Genomic DNA, 17,720 nt, shown 5'->3' on the forward strand with positions numbered 1-17,720 from the left:
TAGTGTGCGGGAAGATGAAGGTGAAGGGAAGCTGTACGGACGGTGAGGAGATATTTAGGGGCAATGATGCGGAGTGTCGGCCTTTTATGGGGTGACAATCGGAGGGGAAGGGATATAAGAAAGAAAAAAGGGCGTGAGACACGTCCTTTCGGGAGAGGGGTTATTCGCTCCAGCTGACCCAGCCCAGCATCCAAGTAAGGAGAATCAGACCACCAAATACAATACGGTAGTAGGCAAAAGGCACATAGTTTTTACTGGAGACAAATTTCAGCAAAGCTTTTACTGCCAATAAACCGGCGATAAATGCTGCGATAAAGCCGATGGCAATTTGTCCGACATCTTGCAAGGTAAAGAGTTTGTAATTTTTTAAGATGTCGTAACCTGTTGCCGCAATCATCATTGGTACAGCAAGGAAAAATGAAAATTCGGTAGCCGTTTTACGTTCCAGTCCCCACAACATACCTCCCATAATCGTACTGCCTGAACGTGATGTACCAGGGATAAGGGCGCAAATTTGGGCGCATCCTACAACAAATGCGTCGATTGGATGCATATCGTCTACATGATTGACTTTGGGTTTGGCTGTTGTTTGGCGTTTTTCAACCCATAAAATGAAGAAACCACCGAGTACCAGCATGGTAGCAACGGTAATTGGGTTGAAAAGGTGTAATTTGATTTGTTTGCTGAACAAGAGGCCAACAACCGCAGCAGGTATGAAGGCAATAAATAAATTCAGTACAAAGCGATTGGCTGTCCGTTCTTTACCGAGTCCTTTTATGATATGGGTAAATCGTTGGCGGTATTCGAATACGACAGCTAAAACTGCACCGAGTTGAATAGCAATTTCAAATACTTTTCCGTTGCTCTGAAAGTTCATTAAGTCACCGAATACAATCAAGTGACCGGTACTGGAAATAGGGAGAAACTCGGTTAAACCTTCGATAATACCGAGAATAAGTGCTTTGAATAAAATCAGAATGTCCATAAGTTTTCAGACGGCCTTGAGGCCGTCTTTCTTTTGTTGAATAGTTAAAGTGGTTTTGAGGATTGTTCGCGACGGGCTTTGACGATGAGGTCATCTATGGTTTTCATACCGACTTTCCAGTCGCCACCATTGAAATTGACTTTGTATTTACCACCGACAATGACAGTTGGTGTGTTTTCAATTCGATAAGTTTCCGTCAATTGCTGCATTTTTGCAGCAGTCGATGCGGCAGCAGGACTGTTGTAAGCTTGAAGCAGTTTTTTACTGTCAAAACTTGTCTGTTTACCCACCCATGATCGGAATACATTTGCATCAGCCAGGTTGATTTTTTGTTCGTAAACTGCTTTGAAGATGACTGGATTGGCCTGATATTTTAAACCTGAAAGATTGACGGCAGCGGCTACTTTGGCCAAGCCTAACATTTCAGGCATCCAAACGACGTGTTCTGTCCGTAAGGAAACATCTTTGGCAAAGGTTTTGCTGTGTTGCAACAAAACTGGATCGAGATGGTAACAATGGACGCAGAAGTAGCCGAAAAATTCTAGCACTTCAATTTTTCCGGCTTGCTGCTGCGGAATAGGGTGACTGAGGACAGTATAGTCCACGCCTTCGGTAGCAGCCTGTGCACTCAGACTGAGCAGGCTCAGGCTGAGTGCGGCAATAGTTTGTTTCATACGCTGCTTCATCAGTGATTCCATTATTTGGTAGAACGAATCAAGCTGTTGATATTATGGCCTTGCAGGTTTTTTTGCAGTTTTACAGCGGCTTCCTGCGGCATGGTGTTACTTTGAACTCGGTAAATGGTTTTATCGCCGTTTTGCGATTCAACCACTTTGGAAGACACACCTAAAATAGCCAGTTTTGCACGTTGTGAGTCTGCGCTGGAGCGGTCTGCATATGAACCAAGTTGCAGGAAGGCTTTTTTACCGCTGTTAGCAGCTGTTTCGGCTTTTTCTGTTGACTGTTTACTTACAGAGTTGCTGCTTTCTTTTGTTGCAGAGGCATTTGCTGCTTTACGTGCTTTTTCGACGCTGCCGCTGTTGAGGATTTGCTCAGGTGTCGGCTTGTTTTGCTTTTTGGCTTCAGCTGCTTTTTTCTCGGCCAGTTTGCGCTCGGCACGCTCTTTTTGTTTGGCAGTCAGTTGGTCGGCTGCTTTTTTGTCTTTAGCAGCTTTATCGGCAGCTTCTTTTTCCGCTTTGGCTTTTTCTTCGCGTTTTTTCTCTAATTCGGCTTTTTTCTCGGCTAGTTTTTTCTTAGTAGCTTCTTTTTCTGCTTCAGCTTTTGCAGCTTTTTCTTTGGCTTCGCGTTCGGCTTTATCGGCAGCAGTTTTGTCTGCTCTTTCTTTGGCTTCACGTTCGGCTTGTTCGGCGGCGGCTTTTTCAGCTTTTTCTTTAGCTTCGCGTTCGGCTTTATCAGCAGCGGCTTTCTCTGCTTTTTCTTTAGCTTCACGTTCTGCTTGTTTGGCTTTTTCCTGAGCTTCTTTTTCCGCTTGAGCTTTTTCTTCAGCTTCTTTGGCAGCTTTTTCAGCCTCTTCTTTATATTTTGCTTCTTTCTCTGCCGCTTCTTTTTCTGCTTTGGCTTTTTCTTCATCTGCTTGGGTAGATGAAGTGTCGGTAGCTGGGCGTTTCTCTGCTTTGTCCTGAGGTTTCAGGATTTCAGGTTCTTCGCTTTGTTTAGGCTGAGTCAGCTCTTTGAAAACGTTTTGGTTGCCTTGGTTCAAGAAGAACAAAATACCGGCAATAATACCTGTTGCCAGTATTAGGCCGAAAAAGAAACCGGACAAGCCTTTACCATATTGTGTAGATTTTTTCATGACTTACCTTGTAATAATGTGTTCAGACGGCCTGAAGTGAGACTGTCTGAGTTTGGATTCGATATTTTATCAATAACCGTTATAGACGGCAAAATCCTGATGCTTTGTTTACTCTAGTTTTACTTAAACATAAAGATTCAGGCCGTCTGACAAGTTAAAGGGCGCGACGGAAGCCGATGGCTTTCATCACATGGGTTTTGCTGACTTCTTCGTCGCCTGCCAAATCGGCCAGCGTACGGGCGACGCGCATGATACGGTGGAAACTTCGGGCGGAAAGGGACAGTTTTTCGAGCATGGTTCCCAAAGCTTCTTGCGCTTCTTTTTGGATGCGGGCTTTACCATCGAGCTCGCTGACACTCAATTCGGCATTAACTTTGCCTTGTCGGCCGTATTGGATTTTGCGCGCGGCGGTAACTCGTTCCAATACGGTGGCACTGGATTCGCCTGCTTCTTGTTGCATTAACTCGGCAGCGGAAAGGCTGGGTACTTCGATGGTTAAATCAATACGGTCGAGCAATGGCCCTGAAATTTTGTTGCGGTAGCGGGCAACGCTTTCAGGCGTGCAACGGCAAGGTTTGGACGGATGGCCAAGATAGCCACAAGGGCAGGGGTTCATGGCGGCGACAAGTTGGAACTTGGCCGGATAAACTGCTTGGCGTGCGGCGCGGGAAATATGGATTTCGCCGTTTTCCAAAGGTTCGCGCAATACTTCTAATACTTTACGGTCAAACTCGGGTAATTCGTCTAAAAACAACACACCGTGATGCGCCAATGAGATTTCGCCCGGACGTGGGTCTGAACCACCGCCTACCATGGCTGCCGAGCTGGCACTGTGATGAGGACTGCGGAAAGGACGGTTGCTGTCGAGTTGCTGTTGATGGTTGGGCAGGAGCGAACGCAATGCCCATACTTCGACTAATTCGTCTTCGGTCAAAGGCGGAAGGATGCCGGGCAAACGTTGCGAAAGCATGGATTTGCCCGTACCCGGAGGGCCCATCATCAGCAGGCTGTGTCCGCCTGCCGCTGCGATTTCCAAAGCGAGGCGGGCGGTATGTTGGCCTTTGACATCGGCTAAATCAGGAATTTTACTTTGTTCAGACGGCCTTTGTGGCAGTTTGCATTCGGTTTGTGTCAGCGGTTCGATACCGTTTAAATGTGCGGCCACTTCGCCTAAAGAACGCGCACCATAAACCGCGATACCGCGCATAACGGCAGCCTGTTCGGCATTTTCTTGCGGCAAGACGAACGAACGGCCTGCCTGCATTCCCTGCCATGCCATAGCCAGCGCGCCGCGTACAGGACGCAGTAAGCCGGACAGCGCCAATTCTCCGGCAAACTCATATTGCGCGAGCTTTTCAGGATTGATTTGTCCCGATGCGGCAAGAATGCCCAAGGCAATCGGCAAATCGAAACGGCCGGATTCTTTTGGGAGGTCGGCCGGTGCGAGGTTGACGGTAATTTTCTTGGCGGGAAAGTCGAAGCCGCTTTGGATAATGGCGGCACGCACACGGTCGCGGCTTTCTTTGACTTCAGTATCAGGCAAACCAACGATATTGAAATGTGGCAAGCCGTTGGCAAGGTGGGCTTCCACTTCGACCAACGGCGCATTCATGCCGCTTAAGGCGCGGCTGTAAACCAAAGCAAGCGACATGTTTCAGACGGCCTTATTCGGCAGCTTCGGTTTGTTGTTTGATTTCGGCAACAGCTTCTTCAGCAGCGGCTTCAGCAGCTTTTAAAGCAGCTTCTTCAGGCTCTTGAGCGGCTTCGAGTTTGGCCAAACGGGCTTCCAATTCAGCCAGTTTGGTACGGGTTTTGATCAAAACCTGTTGTTGGATGTCGAATTCTTCGCGGGTCACCAAATCCATGCGGTTGAATGCGCTGCCGAGCATGGCTTTAACGTTTTTTTCCATGTCTTTGGCAGGGCTGTTGGCGATGGTTTCGCTGATTTTGGAGCTGACTTCTTCAAAAAGTTGTTTGCCGAACATAATCCGTATCCTTTATTCAGAATGTATATAGAAATTCAAGTGGCTATTGTATAAGGAAAAAGGCCGTCTGAAAACGTTTTGCTTTTCAGACGGCCTAAAATGCGGAAGTTTACACGCCTGCGGCTGCTTTCAATGCGGCTGCTTTGTCGGTGCGCTCCCAAGTAAATTCAGGCTCTTCGCGACCGAAGTGGCCGTAGGCGGCGGATTTGCTGTAAATCGGGCGCAGCAGGTCGAGCATTTGGACGATGCCTTTAGGGCGCAGGTCGAAATGTTCGCGAACCAGAGCGATCAGTTTTTCTTCGCTGATTTTGCCGGTGCCGAAAGTATCGATGGAAATCGAAGTCGGTTCGGCAACGCCGATAGCATAGGAAACCTGAATCTGACATTGAGTCGCCAAACCGGCGGCGACGATGTTTTTTGCAACATAACGGCAGGCGTAGGCAGCGGAACGGTCCACTTTGGACGGGTCTTTGCCGGAGAATGCGCCGCCACCGTGCGGAGCTGCGCCGCCGTAGGTATCGACGATGATTTTACGGCCGGTCAAACCGCAGTCGCCTTGCGGGCCGCCGATAACGAAGCGGCCGGTCGGGTTGATCAGGTATTTGGTTTCGTCGGTCAGCAGTTCAGACGGCAGAACCGGTTTGATGATGTGTTCGATCACGGCGTTTTTCAGCTCTTCGTAACCGATAGACGGATCGTGCTGGGTAGACAGGACGACGGTGTCGATGCGTTTTACTTTGCCGGTTTCGCTGTCGTAAACCACGGTCAGTTGTGCTTTGGCATCAGGGCGCAGCCAAGGCAGGCGGCCGTCTTTGCGCAATTCGCTTTGGCGTTGCATCAGGCGGTGGCTGTAATAGATGGCAAACGGCATCAGGGTAGGGGTTTCGTCGCAGGCATAGCCGAACATCAAACCTTGGTCGCCCGCGCCTTGGTTCAGGTCTATGCCTTCGCCTTCGTTCACGCCTTGGGCGATGTCCGGAGATTGTTGGTCGTAGTACACGCCGACTGCGCAGCCGTTGGCATCAAAGCCCAGCTCGGAGGAGTTGTAGCCGATGCGTTTGATGGTTTCGCGTGCAACTTTGATGTAGTCCACTTGGGCGGTGGTAGTGATTTCGCCTGCCAATACGCACAAGCCTGTGTTGACCAAGGTTTCTGCTGCGACACGCGCTTTGGGGTCTTGCGCCAAGATGGCATCCAAAATCGCATCGGATACTTGGTCGGCAACTTTATCCGGATGGCCTTCGGATACCGATTCGGAAGTAAACAGATATTCGCTCATTGCTATTCTTTCATTAAAAACAGGCTGCTGTGTTTTCAGACAGCCTTTTATTTCGGACAGCGGAAATCATAACAAAAACTCCGCTTTTTCTCTATACAAGTGAGAAACATTCGCACTTGTCTGCTGTTTCGGAATCCTGTTGCACGTTTCTTACAGGCAAAAAAATTCCCGCATTAAGCGGGTTTGGATTGCTCTGGCGAGCCACATCGGTTTTTCAACCGTCCACCTTACCTTTCTTTCTGAAAAGCAGGTTGGCATGGAATTCCCAACTCTTAATGCAGCGCGGATAGTAGCAGAAAAGCAGGTGTGCCGCAATATATTTGCCCGACGTCTGTTTTGTTCAGACGGCCTGTTTCGTTTACAATCTATCCACTTCATTTTGGTAAAACCTTATGCAAACGCTTGTTACCTTTGTTTTTAAATTTTTGGCCGCGCTGCCTTTGGCTTGGTTGCACAAATTAGGCAACCTGCTCGGCAGTTTGGGTTTCCGCGTGCTGTCGAAAGATCGCCGGCGTGTTTTCGAAAACATGACACTTGCCGGTTTGAACCCGACGGACGAGGCGGTAAAAAAAGTTTTCCGTGAAACGGCAAAAGGCGGCTTGGAATTGCCGGTGGCGTTTTTCAGACGGCCTGAGGAAATTGAAAACCTGTTTGTCAGCGTCAACGGTTGGGAACATGTTCAGACGGCCTTGAGCGCGGGTGAAGGTTTGCTGTTTATCACGCCGCACATCGGCAGCTATGATTTGGCCGGCCGCTACATCAGCCAGCAGCTGCCGTTTCCGCTGACGGCGATGTACAAGCCGCCGAAAATCAAGGCATTTGATGCGGTGATGCAGGCAGGGCGCGTGCGCGGTAAAGGTAAGACTGCGCCGACCAGTATTCAGGGCGTCAAACAAATCATCAAGGCCCTGCGCGGCGGCGAAGCGACCATTGTTTTGCCGGACCATGTACCGTCTCCGGAAGAAGGCGGCGACGGCGTGTGGGTGGACTTTTTCGGCAAACCTGCCTACACCATGACGTTGGCGGGCAAGCTGGCGCAAGTCAAAGGCGTGAAGGCCTTGTTTTTCTGCGGCGAGCGTCTGCCCGACGGCAAAGGCTTTGTCTTACACATCGAGCCTTTGCGTGGCGAATTGAACGGCGATAAGGAGCACGACGCGCGTGTTATCAATGAAAATACCGAATATTGGATACGCCGTTTTCCGGAACAATATTTGTTTATGTACAACCGCTACAAACATCCCGAAGGCGCGCCGTTGCCGCCGGAAATATAGGCTTGCCGAATGTAAAAAACCTGCTTGGACTCAAGCAGGTTTTGTATTTGGTCGGAATGAGAGGATTCGAACCTCCGACCCCTTCGTCCCGAACGAAGTGCGCTACCGGGCTGCGCTACATTCCGAATGTGGGAAATTATAGGATAGGAGAAGCCGGTTTGTACAGGGGTCGATAAATAATTAATAATTGACTGCCGATGGGTTTGTTTTGTTTTAGGCCGTCTGAAGCGATGCGTTTCAGACGGCCTGTATTTTTGTTTGCCGCTTCTGCTGAAGCATTTGTCCTAATGGCATTATAATGTGGGCAATTGTTTTTTAGATTGTCTGCTATGTTTTATCTTTATCAGTCTGACCGTTTGGAAGCGCTTGCCGAAATGTGCGCGCATATTCATCAGGCCTTGCCCTTGGATTCTGTATTGGCGCAGGAAGAAGTGGTGGTGCAGAGCCAGGGGATGCGGCGTTATCTGAATGTGTTTTTTGCGCGCAAACTCGGCGTGGCGGCGAATTTGAAGTTCAGCCTGCCGGCCGGTTTGGCGTGGCAGCTGATGCGTAAATTGGTTCCCGATGTGCCGCCGCTCAGTCCGTTTTCGCCTGAAGTTATGCGCTGGCGTTTGCTGGATTTGTTCCGCAGCGAAGCGTTTCAGACGGCCCCAGAATACGAAAACGTGCGCCTGAAGCTGGAAAGTTATTTGCACAGCTCGGCATCGGCGGATTATCAGCTTGCCGGACAAATGGCGGATATTTTCGACCAATATTTGGTGTACCGCCCGGATTGGATTGATGCGTGGCAGGCCGGGAAGCTGCTGGGTTTGGGTGATGATGAGGATTGGCAGGCTCGGCTGTGGCGCTATTTGGACGATGGCAGCCAATCGGCGCCGCACCGCGTGGCCTTGTGGGAAAAGCTGTTGGCGCAGTTGGATAAATCGGTCTTGCCGCAAAGATTGTTCGTATTCGGCATCTCGACAATGGCGCCGATGTATTTACAACTGCTGCACCAAATTTCCAAGCATTGCGATGTGTTTGTGTTCGCGCTCAACCCGAGCAGCCAATATTGGGGCGAGGTCATCGACGAGGCGCAGATTTTGAAAAGGGGCGATGAGGCGGATTTGTCGCAGGCAGGGCATCCGCTGTTGGCTTCTTTGGGCAAGCAGGGGCGCGATTTCTTTGATTTTCTGTCGGAAGTGGAAACTAAGCAGGATATTCAGGTTTATGAAGAGGGAAAAGACGATACCTTATTGCATTGCTTGCAAAACGATATCCAAAACTTAATCATGCCGTCTGAACGCTTATATCAACAGGAAGAAGGCGAGGCAGGCGCGCAACAGGCTTGGGTTCAAGTCCACGATGCGGACGGCAATCCGGTGTGTGTCGAGCCGGACAAGCTGTTGAACGACGGCTCCGTCAAAATCGTTGCGGCACACAGCCCTTTGCGCGAATTGCAGATTTTGAAAGAAGAGCTATCGCTGGTGTTGCAAAAAAATCCCGACTGGCAGCCGCACGATATTGCTGTTTTGACGCCAAACATCGAGCCGTACAGCCCGTTTATCGAAGCCGTTTTTGGACAGGAGCATGCAGGCAGTCAGGCTTTGCCGTATTCGATTTCGGATGTGAAACTCAGCCGCCGTCAGCCCTTGCTGTATGCTTTGGCGCAAACTTTGGACTTGCTGGAAAGCCGGTTTGAAGTGGACAAGGTTTTGCCTTTGCTGGAAAGCCGGTTGGTGCTGCAACGCTTCGGTTTGAGCGAGGAGGATGTGCCGCTGCTGCATGAGACTGTTGCCGGATTGAATGTGCATTGGGGTTTGGACCAAACCATGCGCGAGGGCAAAGACAACCTCTTTACTTGGCAGCAGGCGGTAGAGCGTTTGGCCTTGGGCTGGATGCTGCCTGAAGGCGGCAACGGTATGTGGCAGGGCGTGAGCGCGTGGCATAGCAATGTCAACCAGTTGGACGTGTTCAGCGGTTTTGCCGAATTTATCCGCACTTTGGCCGATATGGCGGCGCAATGGCAAGAGCCTGCCAATGTGGAAAGCTGGGTGCAGCGTTGCCGCGATTTGCTGGAGAAACTGTTTACTCCGGATACGGACGACCAATACGCCAAGCAGCAGTTTGAGCAGTCTTTGGCGAAATGGCAGGAAGAAGCGCAGTTGGCCGAATTTGACGGATTGTTGCCGTGTAAAACCGTTATCCGCCATATCCGCCGCTTTTTGGACAGCGAAAGCCAAGCCGGATTTTTGAGCGGCGGCATCACTTTTTGCAGTATGGTGCCGATGCGCAGCCTGCCGTTTAAAATGGTTTGCCTGTTGGGTCTGAATGACGGCGATTTTCCGCGCAATACCAAAGCGGTGGTGTTCGATCTGATTGCCAAACATCCGAAAAAAGGCGACCGCGCCCGCCGCGACGACGACCGTTATCTCTTCCTCGAAGCCTTAATCAGCGCACGTGAAATGCTGTATTTGTCTTATATCGGCCGCGATATACGCAATGATGCCGAGTTCGCGCCGTCTTCGTTAATCAGCGAGCTGCTGGATACCATTGCCGCCATGACGGGGAAAAGCGGGCGCGAGTTGTCGGAGAAATGGGTGAAACATCATCCGTTGCAGGCGTTCTCACGCCGTTATTTCCAAAAGGACGCGCTTTCAGACGGCCTCTTCAGTACGCGCCAAGATTACGCCGATGCGTTGAACCAACCGCAAGCGGAAGCGCAGCCGTTTTTCCTTGAGGCCTTAAGTCAGGAAGAGCCGGGCAAAACCATTCACCAGGGCGAGCTCATCAGTTTTTGGCGCAACCCTGTCAAAGTTTGGCTGAAGAAAAATTTAAGCTGGGATCAGCCGTATCTGGACGGCGCATGGGAATCTGCCGAACCGTTTGAGCCGCAACATGAGGGTCGGATTGCCGATGCTTATTTGGATGCGCGGCGCAAAGGTGAAGATTTTGAAGATACGGCCATTCGGCTGAATGCAGAAAGTCTGATGCCGGTAGGCGAGTTAGGCGGTTTGTGGCAGAAGCAGTATCAGATATCTGCGAAAAACGTGGATGTCGAGCTGATACGCAGTGACAAAAGGCCGTCTGAACCTTATGAAGAACACTTTGACGACTTGGTGTTACAAGGCACCATCGGCAATCTTTACGAATGCGGCCGCATTGTGTTCCTAAACCAAAAAGACAATGCACCCAACCGCATTGCCCGTTTATTGGAACATTTGATTTTTTGTGCCGTCGCCCCTAAATCCGTTGCAAACCGACAAACCTATATTGTCAGCTTGGGGCAGACCGAAACCTATGCCGCCATCGAGCAACAAACAGCAAAAGAACTTTTGAAAAAATGGTTGGTATATTTCCGAATCGGACAAAATACCCCCTTGCCGTTTTTTGCCAAAACCAGCCTTGCCGCAGCGGAGGAGTACAACAAGAAAGAGGATTGGGATGCTGCCTTGAGAAAAGCCCATGAGGTTTTTAACGGCAACAAAATGAGTAAAGGGCAGAAAGAATATACCGAAGTGAAGCTGGTGTTTGGTCATTCGGAAGAATCGCCTCTTGATGAGCCGCTATTTGAAAACCTTGTCGTCAATCTGCTTGTGCCGCTTTTGACCGGCGTGGCAGGGAAAACCGATACAACAGAACAGGAGTAAAGCATGGCTACTTATGCAGAATATTTGGATTTTGATACCGAAGAAGACAAATTGAAACAGCAGCAACTCTATCAGGCGACCGAGCTGTCGGCGCAAACGGTAGCGGCGGTCAAAAAGATCAGCCGTCCGCAAAACTGGCTGCTTGCCGCTGCACCATATTGCCCTGATTGCCGCGTGTTTGTGCCGTTTATTCAGAAAATAGCGGAGTTGAATCCCAATATCCGCGTCAACTATATTGCCCGCAACGATTTTGATGACAGCAGCCGTTTTGAGAATCCGCGCCAACAGGAAATCGTCCGCGCCAATCAAAAAATCCCTGCGCTGTTTTTGATGGGGCATGAAGAGGCTGGGCCTGTGTTTAAAGAGTTTCCGCAAGTGGTGTTGAACCAAATTGCGGCAGATGAAACCCGTCGCACAGAATTGCGCGATGCGTACCGTGCCGGTGAGTTTAATGCCGATATTGAGGCTCAGATTGTAGCGGCGTTGGCATGGGCAGAGCAGCGTTGTTGAGCAAATAGTGCTGGTGTGTGCGCCTATGTTTTGAACTGTTTTGATATTTTGCTTCGTAATAAAAAGGCCGTCTGAAAAGATTTCAGACGGCCTTTTTTGATGCTTAACGCTTTATCAAATCTCGATTTTATTCGGCGTAAAGGTTTGCCATTTATTGCAGGCAGGACAGTGCCAGAAGAAGACTTGAGATTTGAAGTGGCAGTTGCGGCAGCGGTACATGACACTTTTTTGCAGCTGGCGGCCGATAATGGAACGAATCATATCGGTATCGGCTTTCCACTCTGGATTCATATTGCTGAGTTTCAATCCAAGCAGGCGGTACACGCCGTTGAGATCGGGTTTTTGGCGGACGAGTTCGACAGCGATTTGCGCCGCTTCGTTTTCGCCCTTGAGCAGCAAGGCTTTCTCGTAAATGACGTTGATCAGGTCAAGATCGGGGAAGGTCTGCATATAGCCGATAAGGCGGTTGAGGCCTTCTTCCTGTTTGCCTTGCGCGGCATAGGCTTCATAGAGTTTCTCGCCCACCATGCTCAAATAGGCGTGGTTTTGCTGCTCAATGGCGGAATACGCTTCCACTGCGGCAGGGAAATTGCCCTGACGGTATTCGATGTCGCCGAGGATGATGTTGGCGCGTGTACATTTTTTGTTGGCTTCGAGTGCTTTGCCGATGTTGTAGCGTGCGGCATCGAAGTTGGATTTGAACAGCGCGGCTTGGGCGATTTCGCAATAGAACTGGGCGATTTCAAACTGGTAGGTCTGTTCGTCATGGCTCAAGAGCTGCGCCATTTCGATGGCTTTTTCCCAGTCTCGGTCTTGTTGGTAGATGCTCAAAAGGTGTTGGCGGGCTTCGCGTGCCATATCGCCTTCCTGCAAACCGAGGAAGATTTGTTCGGCACGGTCTACCAAGCCTGCGCTTTGGTAGTTTTGCGCCAATTCAAAAAGCACGCGTGCGCGTTTTTCGTTGACTGTGTCGGGCGAATCGAGCAGGGCGCGGTGCATATTGATGGCTTTATCGTTTTCGCCGCGTTGGCGGTAGAGTTTGCCCAAAGTCAGGTTTAAGTCGTATGACTGCGGCTGCTGGTCAATCACTTCCGCCAATTCACGCGCGGCACGGCCGCTGTTGCGGTCAACGAGGGCATCAAGGCTTTTGTAAAACCCTGCCGGTATGCTTTTGGCCTGTTTCAGGACGGTCTTCATATCGACGCGCGCGGCAAACCAGCCCATAGCGAAGAAAACGGGGAGGAGGACGATGGGCAGTAAGATGACCCACAATTCATTGTCCATGGTATTCCTTTATTGATTGGTGGCGTTACGCTTTAGGAGTGGTTTCGGAAGTCGTTGCCGGTGTCTCGGTTTTGACTGGAGTCAGGTCTTTTTCGGAAAGGTGGGTGTGTTTTTTCACTTCGGCGCGCAGACGGTTGTTTTCGCTGCGCAGGGACAACAGACGGCCGAAGAGGGCAAACATACCGAACACGATGCCGATAATAAATGCACCGAAAAGCACGACAATCAGCGGCAGATTGATGTTTTGGCCAGGCAGGTAGAAGAAGGATACGGTGTGGGTATTGGTGATGGCCAGCAGGAGGAAAACAAGAAGAATCAGGATTTTGATGATGGTAGAGATGAGTTTCATGGGTTACTCCGGGTTGGCTGCGGTTGGGGCAGGCCGTCTGAAAAATGGTATCAGTTTAAACGATTTGCCGGATTTCGGATAGGACGGCATGTTTCAGACGGCAGGGGGACGGTGTCTTTATGCTGACGGGTACTTGTCAAACCTATATTGAAAGGCGTATTGTTCAGTCTTTAATTAATTTATTTTGCACATCAGAATAAGAAAGGCAATCATCATGAGCAGACCAGTTCCAGCCGTATTCGGCAGCGTTTTTCACGCTGAAATGCCCGTTATCGCTTATCGTGAAGGTAAATGGCAACCGGTAGAATGGCAATCTTCCAAAGACCTGACACTCGCCCCCGGCGCACATGCTTTGCATTACGGCAGCGAATGTTTTGAAGGTTTGAAGGCATTCCGTCAGGCAAACGGCAAAATCGTGATGTTCCGCCCGACCGCTAACATCGCGCGTATGCAGCAAAGCGCAGATATTCTGCACCTGCCGCGTCCTAAGACAGAGGCTTATTTGAATGCTTTGATCGAATTGGTCAAACGTTCCGCCGAGGAAATCCCTGATGCGCCTGCCGCTTTGTACCTGCGTCCGACTTTGATCGGTACCGACCCTGTGATCGGTAAAGCCGGTTCTCCTTCCGAAACTGCTTTGCTGTACATTCTGGCTTCTCCTGTCGGCGACTATTTCAAAGCCGGTTCGCCCGTTAAAATCTTGGTGGAAACCGAACACATCCGTTGCGCCCCACATATGGGTCGTGTGAAATGCGGCGGCAACTACGCTTCCGCCATGCCTTGGGTGTTGAAAGCCAAAGCTGAATATGGTGCAAACCAAGTGTTGTTCTGCCCGAATGGCGATGTTCAGGAAACCGGCGCGTCTAACTTTATCCTGATTAACGGCGATGAAATCATTACCAAACCGTTGACCGACGAATTCTTACACGGCGTTACCCGCGATTCTGTACTGACTGTTGCCAAAGATTTGGGCTACACTGTTACCGAGCGCAACTTTACTGTCGACGAGCTGAAAGCCGCGATTGAGAATGGTGCGGAAGCGATTCTGACTGGTACGGCTGCGGTTATTTCTCCGGTAACTTCTTTCGTGATTGATGGCGAAGAAATCGAAGTGAAGAGCCAAGAGCGCGGTTATGCAATCCGTAAGGCGATTACCGACATTCAATACGGTTTGGCAGAAGACAAACATGGCTGGTTGGTCGAAGTTTGTTAAATAGAACGCATTCAATAAAAAAGGCCGTCTGAAATATTTTTTCAGACGGCCTTTTTTATTGGATTTTAGAGAGGGAAGACAAATAATAAAATGCTAAATTTTACAAACAAACGGTAGCATTTTAAGATAATCGGTATATAATGCGCAATTATGTTGTAAAAATACACATTGAAAATATCGAATTTTATTGATTTTTCGATGAAGTTAAAAACATTTATAGATATTTATTTTGTATATTTTGTAAATTTAGTTAAATGGGGAATGCTAAAAACATATTGTGTTAGAATTCCCCTCCTTTTTGGCTTCGCGGTATTAACTCTGTCACGCCAAAAAAGAAAACAATGCAAGATAAAACCATTTTTATTTTGCTATAAAAATCAAAAATAACTTAACTTTGGATGAACTAATCAATTAAAAAGGGACTCTGATACATTTTCCGTCAAAAATAACCGGACACATGGTGCGCGGACAGATTACCTATAAAAGTCATCCAAGGGTTCTGTCCAAACACCATTACCGTTTTCAATCAGAAAATCGGCAGAAGGGGAAACGCTGCCGAGTTTCTCAAAGTGGCCAGCTTTATACAGGCAATTGCTGTTACGACAGAATCCGTCTTACCTCTTTATTCATCGAACTTTTTTGTTGCACGCTTGTGCGGTGGGAAAGGACGATATTTGATACAAGGAAATACGCTGATTATGTCACATAAACTTGCCCCTCTTGGCCGTACCCATATCCGTCAAGGCTCCTCAACTCCTGAAACCACTTCCGAATCATCTTCTCCTCTAAAAGAATGGATACACACCCAAAATTTTGGGGGAAGTCCGTCTGTTTTTCCTGAACCCAAGCAATTAAGCGGTAAAAATACTGTAACGAGAGATGCGGTTCATGTGGCTGAGGCGGCAAGATTAAACAGTACCTCATCATCTTCAGACGGCGTTGTAACAAAAATGCGTGTCGTACGGGCCAGTGTTGCTTCTGCAAGTAGAGTTTCCGGTAAAAATACCATTGCGTCTAAAGTAATGGACAAACAGGTTGTTTCAAAAGAGCCGGTAAACAAACCGGTTAATCAATCGATGGAAAAAATTTTGGCTGAAAAGCAAAAAAAATACGAAGAGGCTAAAGCAAAAAAAATAGCCGAAGCCGCCACAGCCAAAGCAAACGCCGTCGAGCATGCAAAAGAAGCGCATAAAGCAGCAGTCGAAAAAGCGATTGCAGAGCGTAAAGCCAAACAAGACGCTGCCCGCAAAGAAAAAGAGGCAGAAGACAGAATTGCCGAAGGAAAAAAAACAGTCGAAATTGTGCATAAAAAGATTTTGAACGATTCAGACGGCCATAACAAAGTCGTGAGCGTTTCTTCAGGCAAAAAAACAGCCATGAGTCACGATAGCCACCTCAGTTCAGTCAAAGAAAACAAAATTGACGATTATGCCGAAAGCAGGGCCGGTGTCTCTGGAAAATACCGCGTGTATCAATCTAAAGAGTATGGTAATTATGTTCGTGTGAATGATTTTGGTGCCGATGCGCAGGGTAAAAAGGACAGCCTTCAGGCATTTAAAGCGGCTTTAGAGGCGGCTCATAAAGAAAAAGCCATGGTCTTCTTGGATGGTACCTACTATATTTCCAACCAGATTGTGATGGATAAAACCGTTTCCGGCGCACGCGGTTTGTTTGGTTCGGGGATGGGTAAAACCAAAGTAACGTTTGATAAGGCGCAGACAGGCGTGTTCAATCCGAACACCAACCATGATGACATTCGCCAATTTGCCGGTATCTTGATCGATGGACAAAACAATAAAACCATTGCCAACTTGTCGGTTCAATATACCAACCCTGATTTTTACCGCAAAGGCTTAAGCTATTTTGGCAAGGTAAACGGCATTTTGGTGAACGATGCGGACAATACTTTAATCAGTAAAGTAGAGGTTTCCGGTGCCAATCGTGCTGGTGTGATGTTCACGTCGACCGCTTCTTTGGAAAAGGAAAAAGGTCAAAAGCTGACCTTTAAAGAGCGCGTACAAAGCGGCGAAATTGATGAAAAATATGAAGCGCTGCCTTTGGGTGAAAACAACCGTATTGTTGATTCGTATCTGCACCACAACCGCGTTGCCGGTGCGCTGATCGGTTTCCAACAAAACTTTATCGGCGAGGGCAACCGTTTGGATTGGAACGGCCACGAAGCGGATGGCGGTACCGGCTACGGTATGGCTGTGGTTGCGGGCAGCTACAATTACGGTGTCACATACCGTAAAAACACGACCAACCACAACTACCGCAAAGGCTTGGATGTGCATGATGGTACAGGCATTGTCATTGAAGACAATGTGTTAACAGGTGACCGGCTGTATGGTATTGCTGCTTACAACCGCCAGTTTTCTATGGATAAAGTCAAAATTACCGGCAATACCATTATCCAAGACCCGAGCTTCCGTTTGAATGTTGATGATGACTTGGGCAAGTACTATCACATGTATTCAGGGATTCAGGTGCAAACCAATACCCAATACAAAGATTTGCACTCGGCTAACAAAGGCTATTTCGATATCAGCAATAATGTCATTAAAAATCTGACGGTTTATCAAAACAATATTCAGACTTACGCGATTGAGTTCCGTAACCATGAAAGCAAAATGGATTACACGCTCAATATGGCAAATAACAAGATCAGCGGCGAATCCACCAAATATCTGATTGCCGTCATCAACGATACCTACGACCGCGTTTTATCTAAAAACGGCATTGGCAGCGGTACTATTACCATTAGCGGCAATGATGCCGATATCGGCAAGATTATGAAAGGCGCAGTACCGGTTTATGTGGAAGAACACCATGGCAATGTCGCTATGCATGGTGCGGTGACAATTCACAACAACAAAATTTCCGTGCGTGAAAAATCTGACGGCTATGTCGAATTTGCTTATTTGAAAAGCAATGCCAAAGAGTACAACATCACTAATAACACATTGAAACTTGGTGGTGCCCTAGATGATGTTTTGGTAGACGTATACAGTACCAACCCTAAGGGCAAGGCATCTTTAAATGTAGCCAACAATAAAATCATGACGGACATCAAAGACGAACTGTATGATTCATGGCTGCGCTTTGAAAATAACATCAAAACGTATTCAGAAGGCAATAGCCATAATGGTGCAGCACTGACAAAGGTGAATACGACCGGCAGTAAAGTTGCCTTGAGCGATATCTTGTCAGAAGCAAACTATATTGTCGCAACAACTAAAGATGCTGTGTATCACCATACTAAGAATGTGTATACATCAGGAGTGGAAGAGCATCATACAACGACAGGGATTTTGTAAGCTGTTGAAGCTGTAATCTTTATGGTCTAAATATCGATAAATAAAAAAAGGCCGTCTGAAAATTTTCAGACGGCCTTTTCATCTA

Annotated in this window: 13 protein-coding genes, 1 tRNA gene and 1 riboswitch; of the genes, 5 read left to right on the plus strand and 9 right to left on the minus strand. The window is 48.5% G+C overall.

The window, feature by feature from the left end; all coding sequences use genetic code 11:
* Positions 1–160: 160 nt before the first annotated feature.
* The 6 genes from ACTHR7_RS09845 to metK all read right to left on the minus strand — a co-directional run bounded on the left by ACTHR7_RS09845 (position 161) and on the right by metK (position 6,062).
* Positions 161–985: an undecaprenyl-diphosphate phosphatase gene (locus ACTHR7_RS09845; protein WP_107868032.1), complete on the minus strand. Its 825-nt coding sequence runs from the start codon at positions 983–985 to the stop codon at positions 161–163.
* A gap of 44 nt (positions 986–1,029) precedes the next feature.
* A complete protein-coding gene (locus tag ACTHR7_RS09850; protein ID WP_440370740.1) occupies positions 1,030–1,671 on the minus strand; it encodes a thiol:disulfide interchange protein DsbA/DsbL in 642 nt (213 codons plus the stop codon).
* 11 nt (positions 1,672–1,682) lie between these two features.
* Complete coding sequence (locus ACTHR7_RS09855) at positions 1,683–2,798, minus strand: SPOR domain-containing protein (protein ID WP_440370741.1); 1,116 nt, start codon at positions 2,796–2,798, stop codon at positions 1,683–1,685.
* A gap of 154 nt (positions 2,799–2,952) precedes the next feature.
* The gene (locus tag ACTHR7_RS09860; protein WP_070645415.1) at positions 2,953–4,449 is read right to left on the minus strand and encodes a YifB family Mg chelatase-like AAA ATPase; all 1,497 of its coding nucleotides are present in this window, start codon (positions 4,447–4,449) and stop codon (positions 2,953–2,955) included.
* Positions 4,450–4,462: 13 nt separating this feature from the next.
* Entirely contained in the window at positions 4,463–4,783 is a 321-nt protein-coding gene (locus ACTHR7_RS09865; protein ID WP_003684455.1) for an accessory factor UbiK family protein, read from the minus strand.
* A 109-nt stretch (positions 4,784–4,892) separates the two neighbouring features.
* Positions 4,893–6,062, minus strand: a complete 1,170-nt coding sequence (gene metK, locus ACTHR7_RS09870; RefSeq protein WP_049351011.1) for a methionine adenosyltransferase — start codon at positions 6,060–6,062, stop codon at positions 4,893–4,895.
* A 173-nt stretch (positions 6,063–6,235) separates the two neighbouring features.
* A riboswitch (SAM-I-IV-variant riboswitch) is annotated at positions 6,236–6,346 on the minus strand.
* A 108-nt stretch (positions 6,347–6,454) separates the two neighbouring features.
* Here metK and ACTHR7_RS09875 point away from each other — a divergent pair.
* Positions 6,455–7,333, plus strand: coding sequence for a lysophospholipid acyltransferase family protein (locus ACTHR7_RS09875; RefSeq protein WP_440370742.1), 879 nt, complete (start codon positions 6,455–6,457; stop codon positions 7,331–7,333).
* 48 nt (positions 7,334–7,381) lie between these two features.
* Here the strand turns inward: ACTHR7_RS09875 and ACTHR7_RS09880 are convergent.
* A tRNA-Pro gene (locus ACTHR7_RS09880) sits at positions 7,382–7,458 on the minus strand.
* Positions 7,459–7,662: 204 nt separating this feature from the next.
* On the opposite strand from ACTHR7_RS09880, the gene recC reads away from it, so the two are divergent.
* The gene (gene recC, locus ACTHR7_RS09885) at positions 7,663–10,962 is read left to right on the plus strand and encodes an exodeoxyribonuclease V subunit gamma (protein ID WP_440370743.1); all 3,300 of its coding nucleotides are present in this window, start codon (positions 7,663–7,665) and stop codon (positions 10,960–10,962) included.
* Between the two features lie 3 nt (positions 10,963–10,965).
* Complete coding sequence (locus tag ACTHR7_RS09890) at positions 10,966–11,472, plus strand: thioredoxin family protein (RefSeq protein WP_070461305.1); 507 nt, start codon at positions 10,966–10,968, stop codon at positions 11,470–11,472.
* A 114-nt stretch (positions 11,473–11,586) separates the two neighbouring features.
* Here ACTHR7_RS09890 and lapB read toward each other — a convergent pair whose 3' ends face one another.
* Positions 11,587–12,756 carry a lipopolysaccharide assembly protein LapB gene (gene lapB, locus ACTHR7_RS09895; protein WP_070461306.1) on the minus strand — a complete coding sequence of 390 codons (1,170 nt, stop codon included), beginning with the start codon at positions 12,754–12,756 and terminating at the stop codon, positions 11,587–11,589.
* A gap of 25 nt (positions 12,757–12,781) precedes the next feature.
* Entirely contained in the window at positions 12,782–13,105 is a 324-nt protein-coding gene (locus tag ACTHR7_RS09900; RefSeq protein ID WP_293206160.1) for a LapA family protein, read from the minus strand.
* A 214-nt stretch (positions 13,106–13,319) separates the two neighbouring features.
* Here ACTHR7_RS09900 and ilvE point away from each other — a divergent pair, with 214 nt between their 5' ends.
* Both ilvE and ACTHR7_RS09910 read left to right on the plus strand, forming a co-directional pair.
* Positions 13,320–14,318, plus strand: coding sequence for a branched-chain-amino-acid transaminase (gene ilvE / locus ACTHR7_RS09905; protein WP_285070809.1), 999 nt, complete (start codon positions 13,320–13,322; stop codon positions 14,316–14,318).
* A gap of 1,076 nt (positions 14,319–15,394) precedes the next feature.
* Positions 15,395–17,635: a right-handed parallel beta-helix repeat-containing protein gene (locus ACTHR7_RS09910; RefSeq protein WP_440365024.1), complete on the plus strand. Its 2,241-nt coding sequence runs from the start codon at positions 15,395–15,397 to the stop codon at positions 17,633–17,635.
* Positions 17,636–17,720: the final 85 nt, after the last annotated feature.

Source organism: Neisseria sp. P0007.S010 (assembly GCF_051962875.1).
In the GTDB taxonomy this organism is placed as follows: Bacteria; Pseudomonadota; Gammaproteobacteria; order Burkholderiales; family Neisseriaceae; genus Neisseria; species Neisseria subflava_A.

What these genes read in the sequence shown, in the direction of transcription:
- ACTHR7_RS09845 (WP_107868032.1), bottom strand. Translation starts at nt 985, where the DNA reads ATGGACATTCTGATTTTATTCAAAGCACTTATTCTCGGTATTATCGAA.
- ACTHR7_RS09850 (WP_440370740.1), bottom strand. Translation starts at nt 1,671, where the DNA reads ATGAAGCAGCGTATGAAACAAACTATTGCCGCACTCAGCCTGAGCCTG.
- ACTHR7_RS09855 (WP_440370741.1), bottom strand. Translation starts at nt 2,798, where the DNA reads ATGAAAAAATCTACACAATATGGTAAAGGCTTGTCCGGTTTCTTTTTC.
- ACTHR7_RS09860 (WP_070645415.1), bottom strand. Translation starts at nt 4,449, where the DNA reads ATGTCGCTTGCTTTGGTTTACAGCCGCGCCTTAAGCGGCATGAATGCG.
- ACTHR7_RS09865 (WP_003684455.1), bottom strand. Translation starts at nt 4,783, where the DNA reads ATGTTCGGCAAACAACTTTTTGAAGAAGTCAGCTCCAAAATCAGCGAA.
- metK (WP_049351011.1), bottom strand. Translation starts at nt 6,062, where the DNA reads ATGAGCGAATATCTGTTTACTTCCGAATCGGTATCCGAAGGCCATCCG.
- ACTHR7_RS09875 (WP_440370742.1), top strand. Translation starts at nt 6,455, where the DNA reads ATGCAAACGCTTGTTACCTTTGTTTTTAAATTTTTGGCCGCGCTGCCT.
- recC (WP_440370743.1), top strand. Translation starts at nt 7,663, where the DNA reads ATGTTTTATCTTTATCAGTCTGACCGTTTGGAAGCGCTTGCCGAAATG.
- ACTHR7_RS09890 (WP_070461305.1), top strand. Translation starts at nt 10,966, where the DNA reads ATGGCTACTTATGCAGAATATTTGGATTTTGATACCGAAGAAGACAAA.
- lapB (WP_070461306.1), bottom strand. Translation starts at nt 12,756, where the DNA reads ATGGACAATGAATTGTGGGTCATCTTACTGCCCATCGTCCTCCTCCCC.
- ACTHR7_RS09900 (WP_293206160.1), bottom strand. Translation starts at nt 13,105, where the DNA reads ATGAAACTCATCTCTACCATCATCAAAATCCTGATTCTTCTTGTTTTC.
- ilvE (WP_285070809.1), top strand. Translation starts at nt 13,320, where the DNA reads ATGAGCAGACCAGTTCCAGCCGTATTCGGCAGCGTTTTTCACGCTGAA.
- ACTHR7_RS09910 (WP_440365024.1), top strand. Translation starts at nt 15,395, where the DNA reads ATGGAAAAAATTTTGGCTGAAAAGCAAAAAAAATACGAAGAGGCTAAA.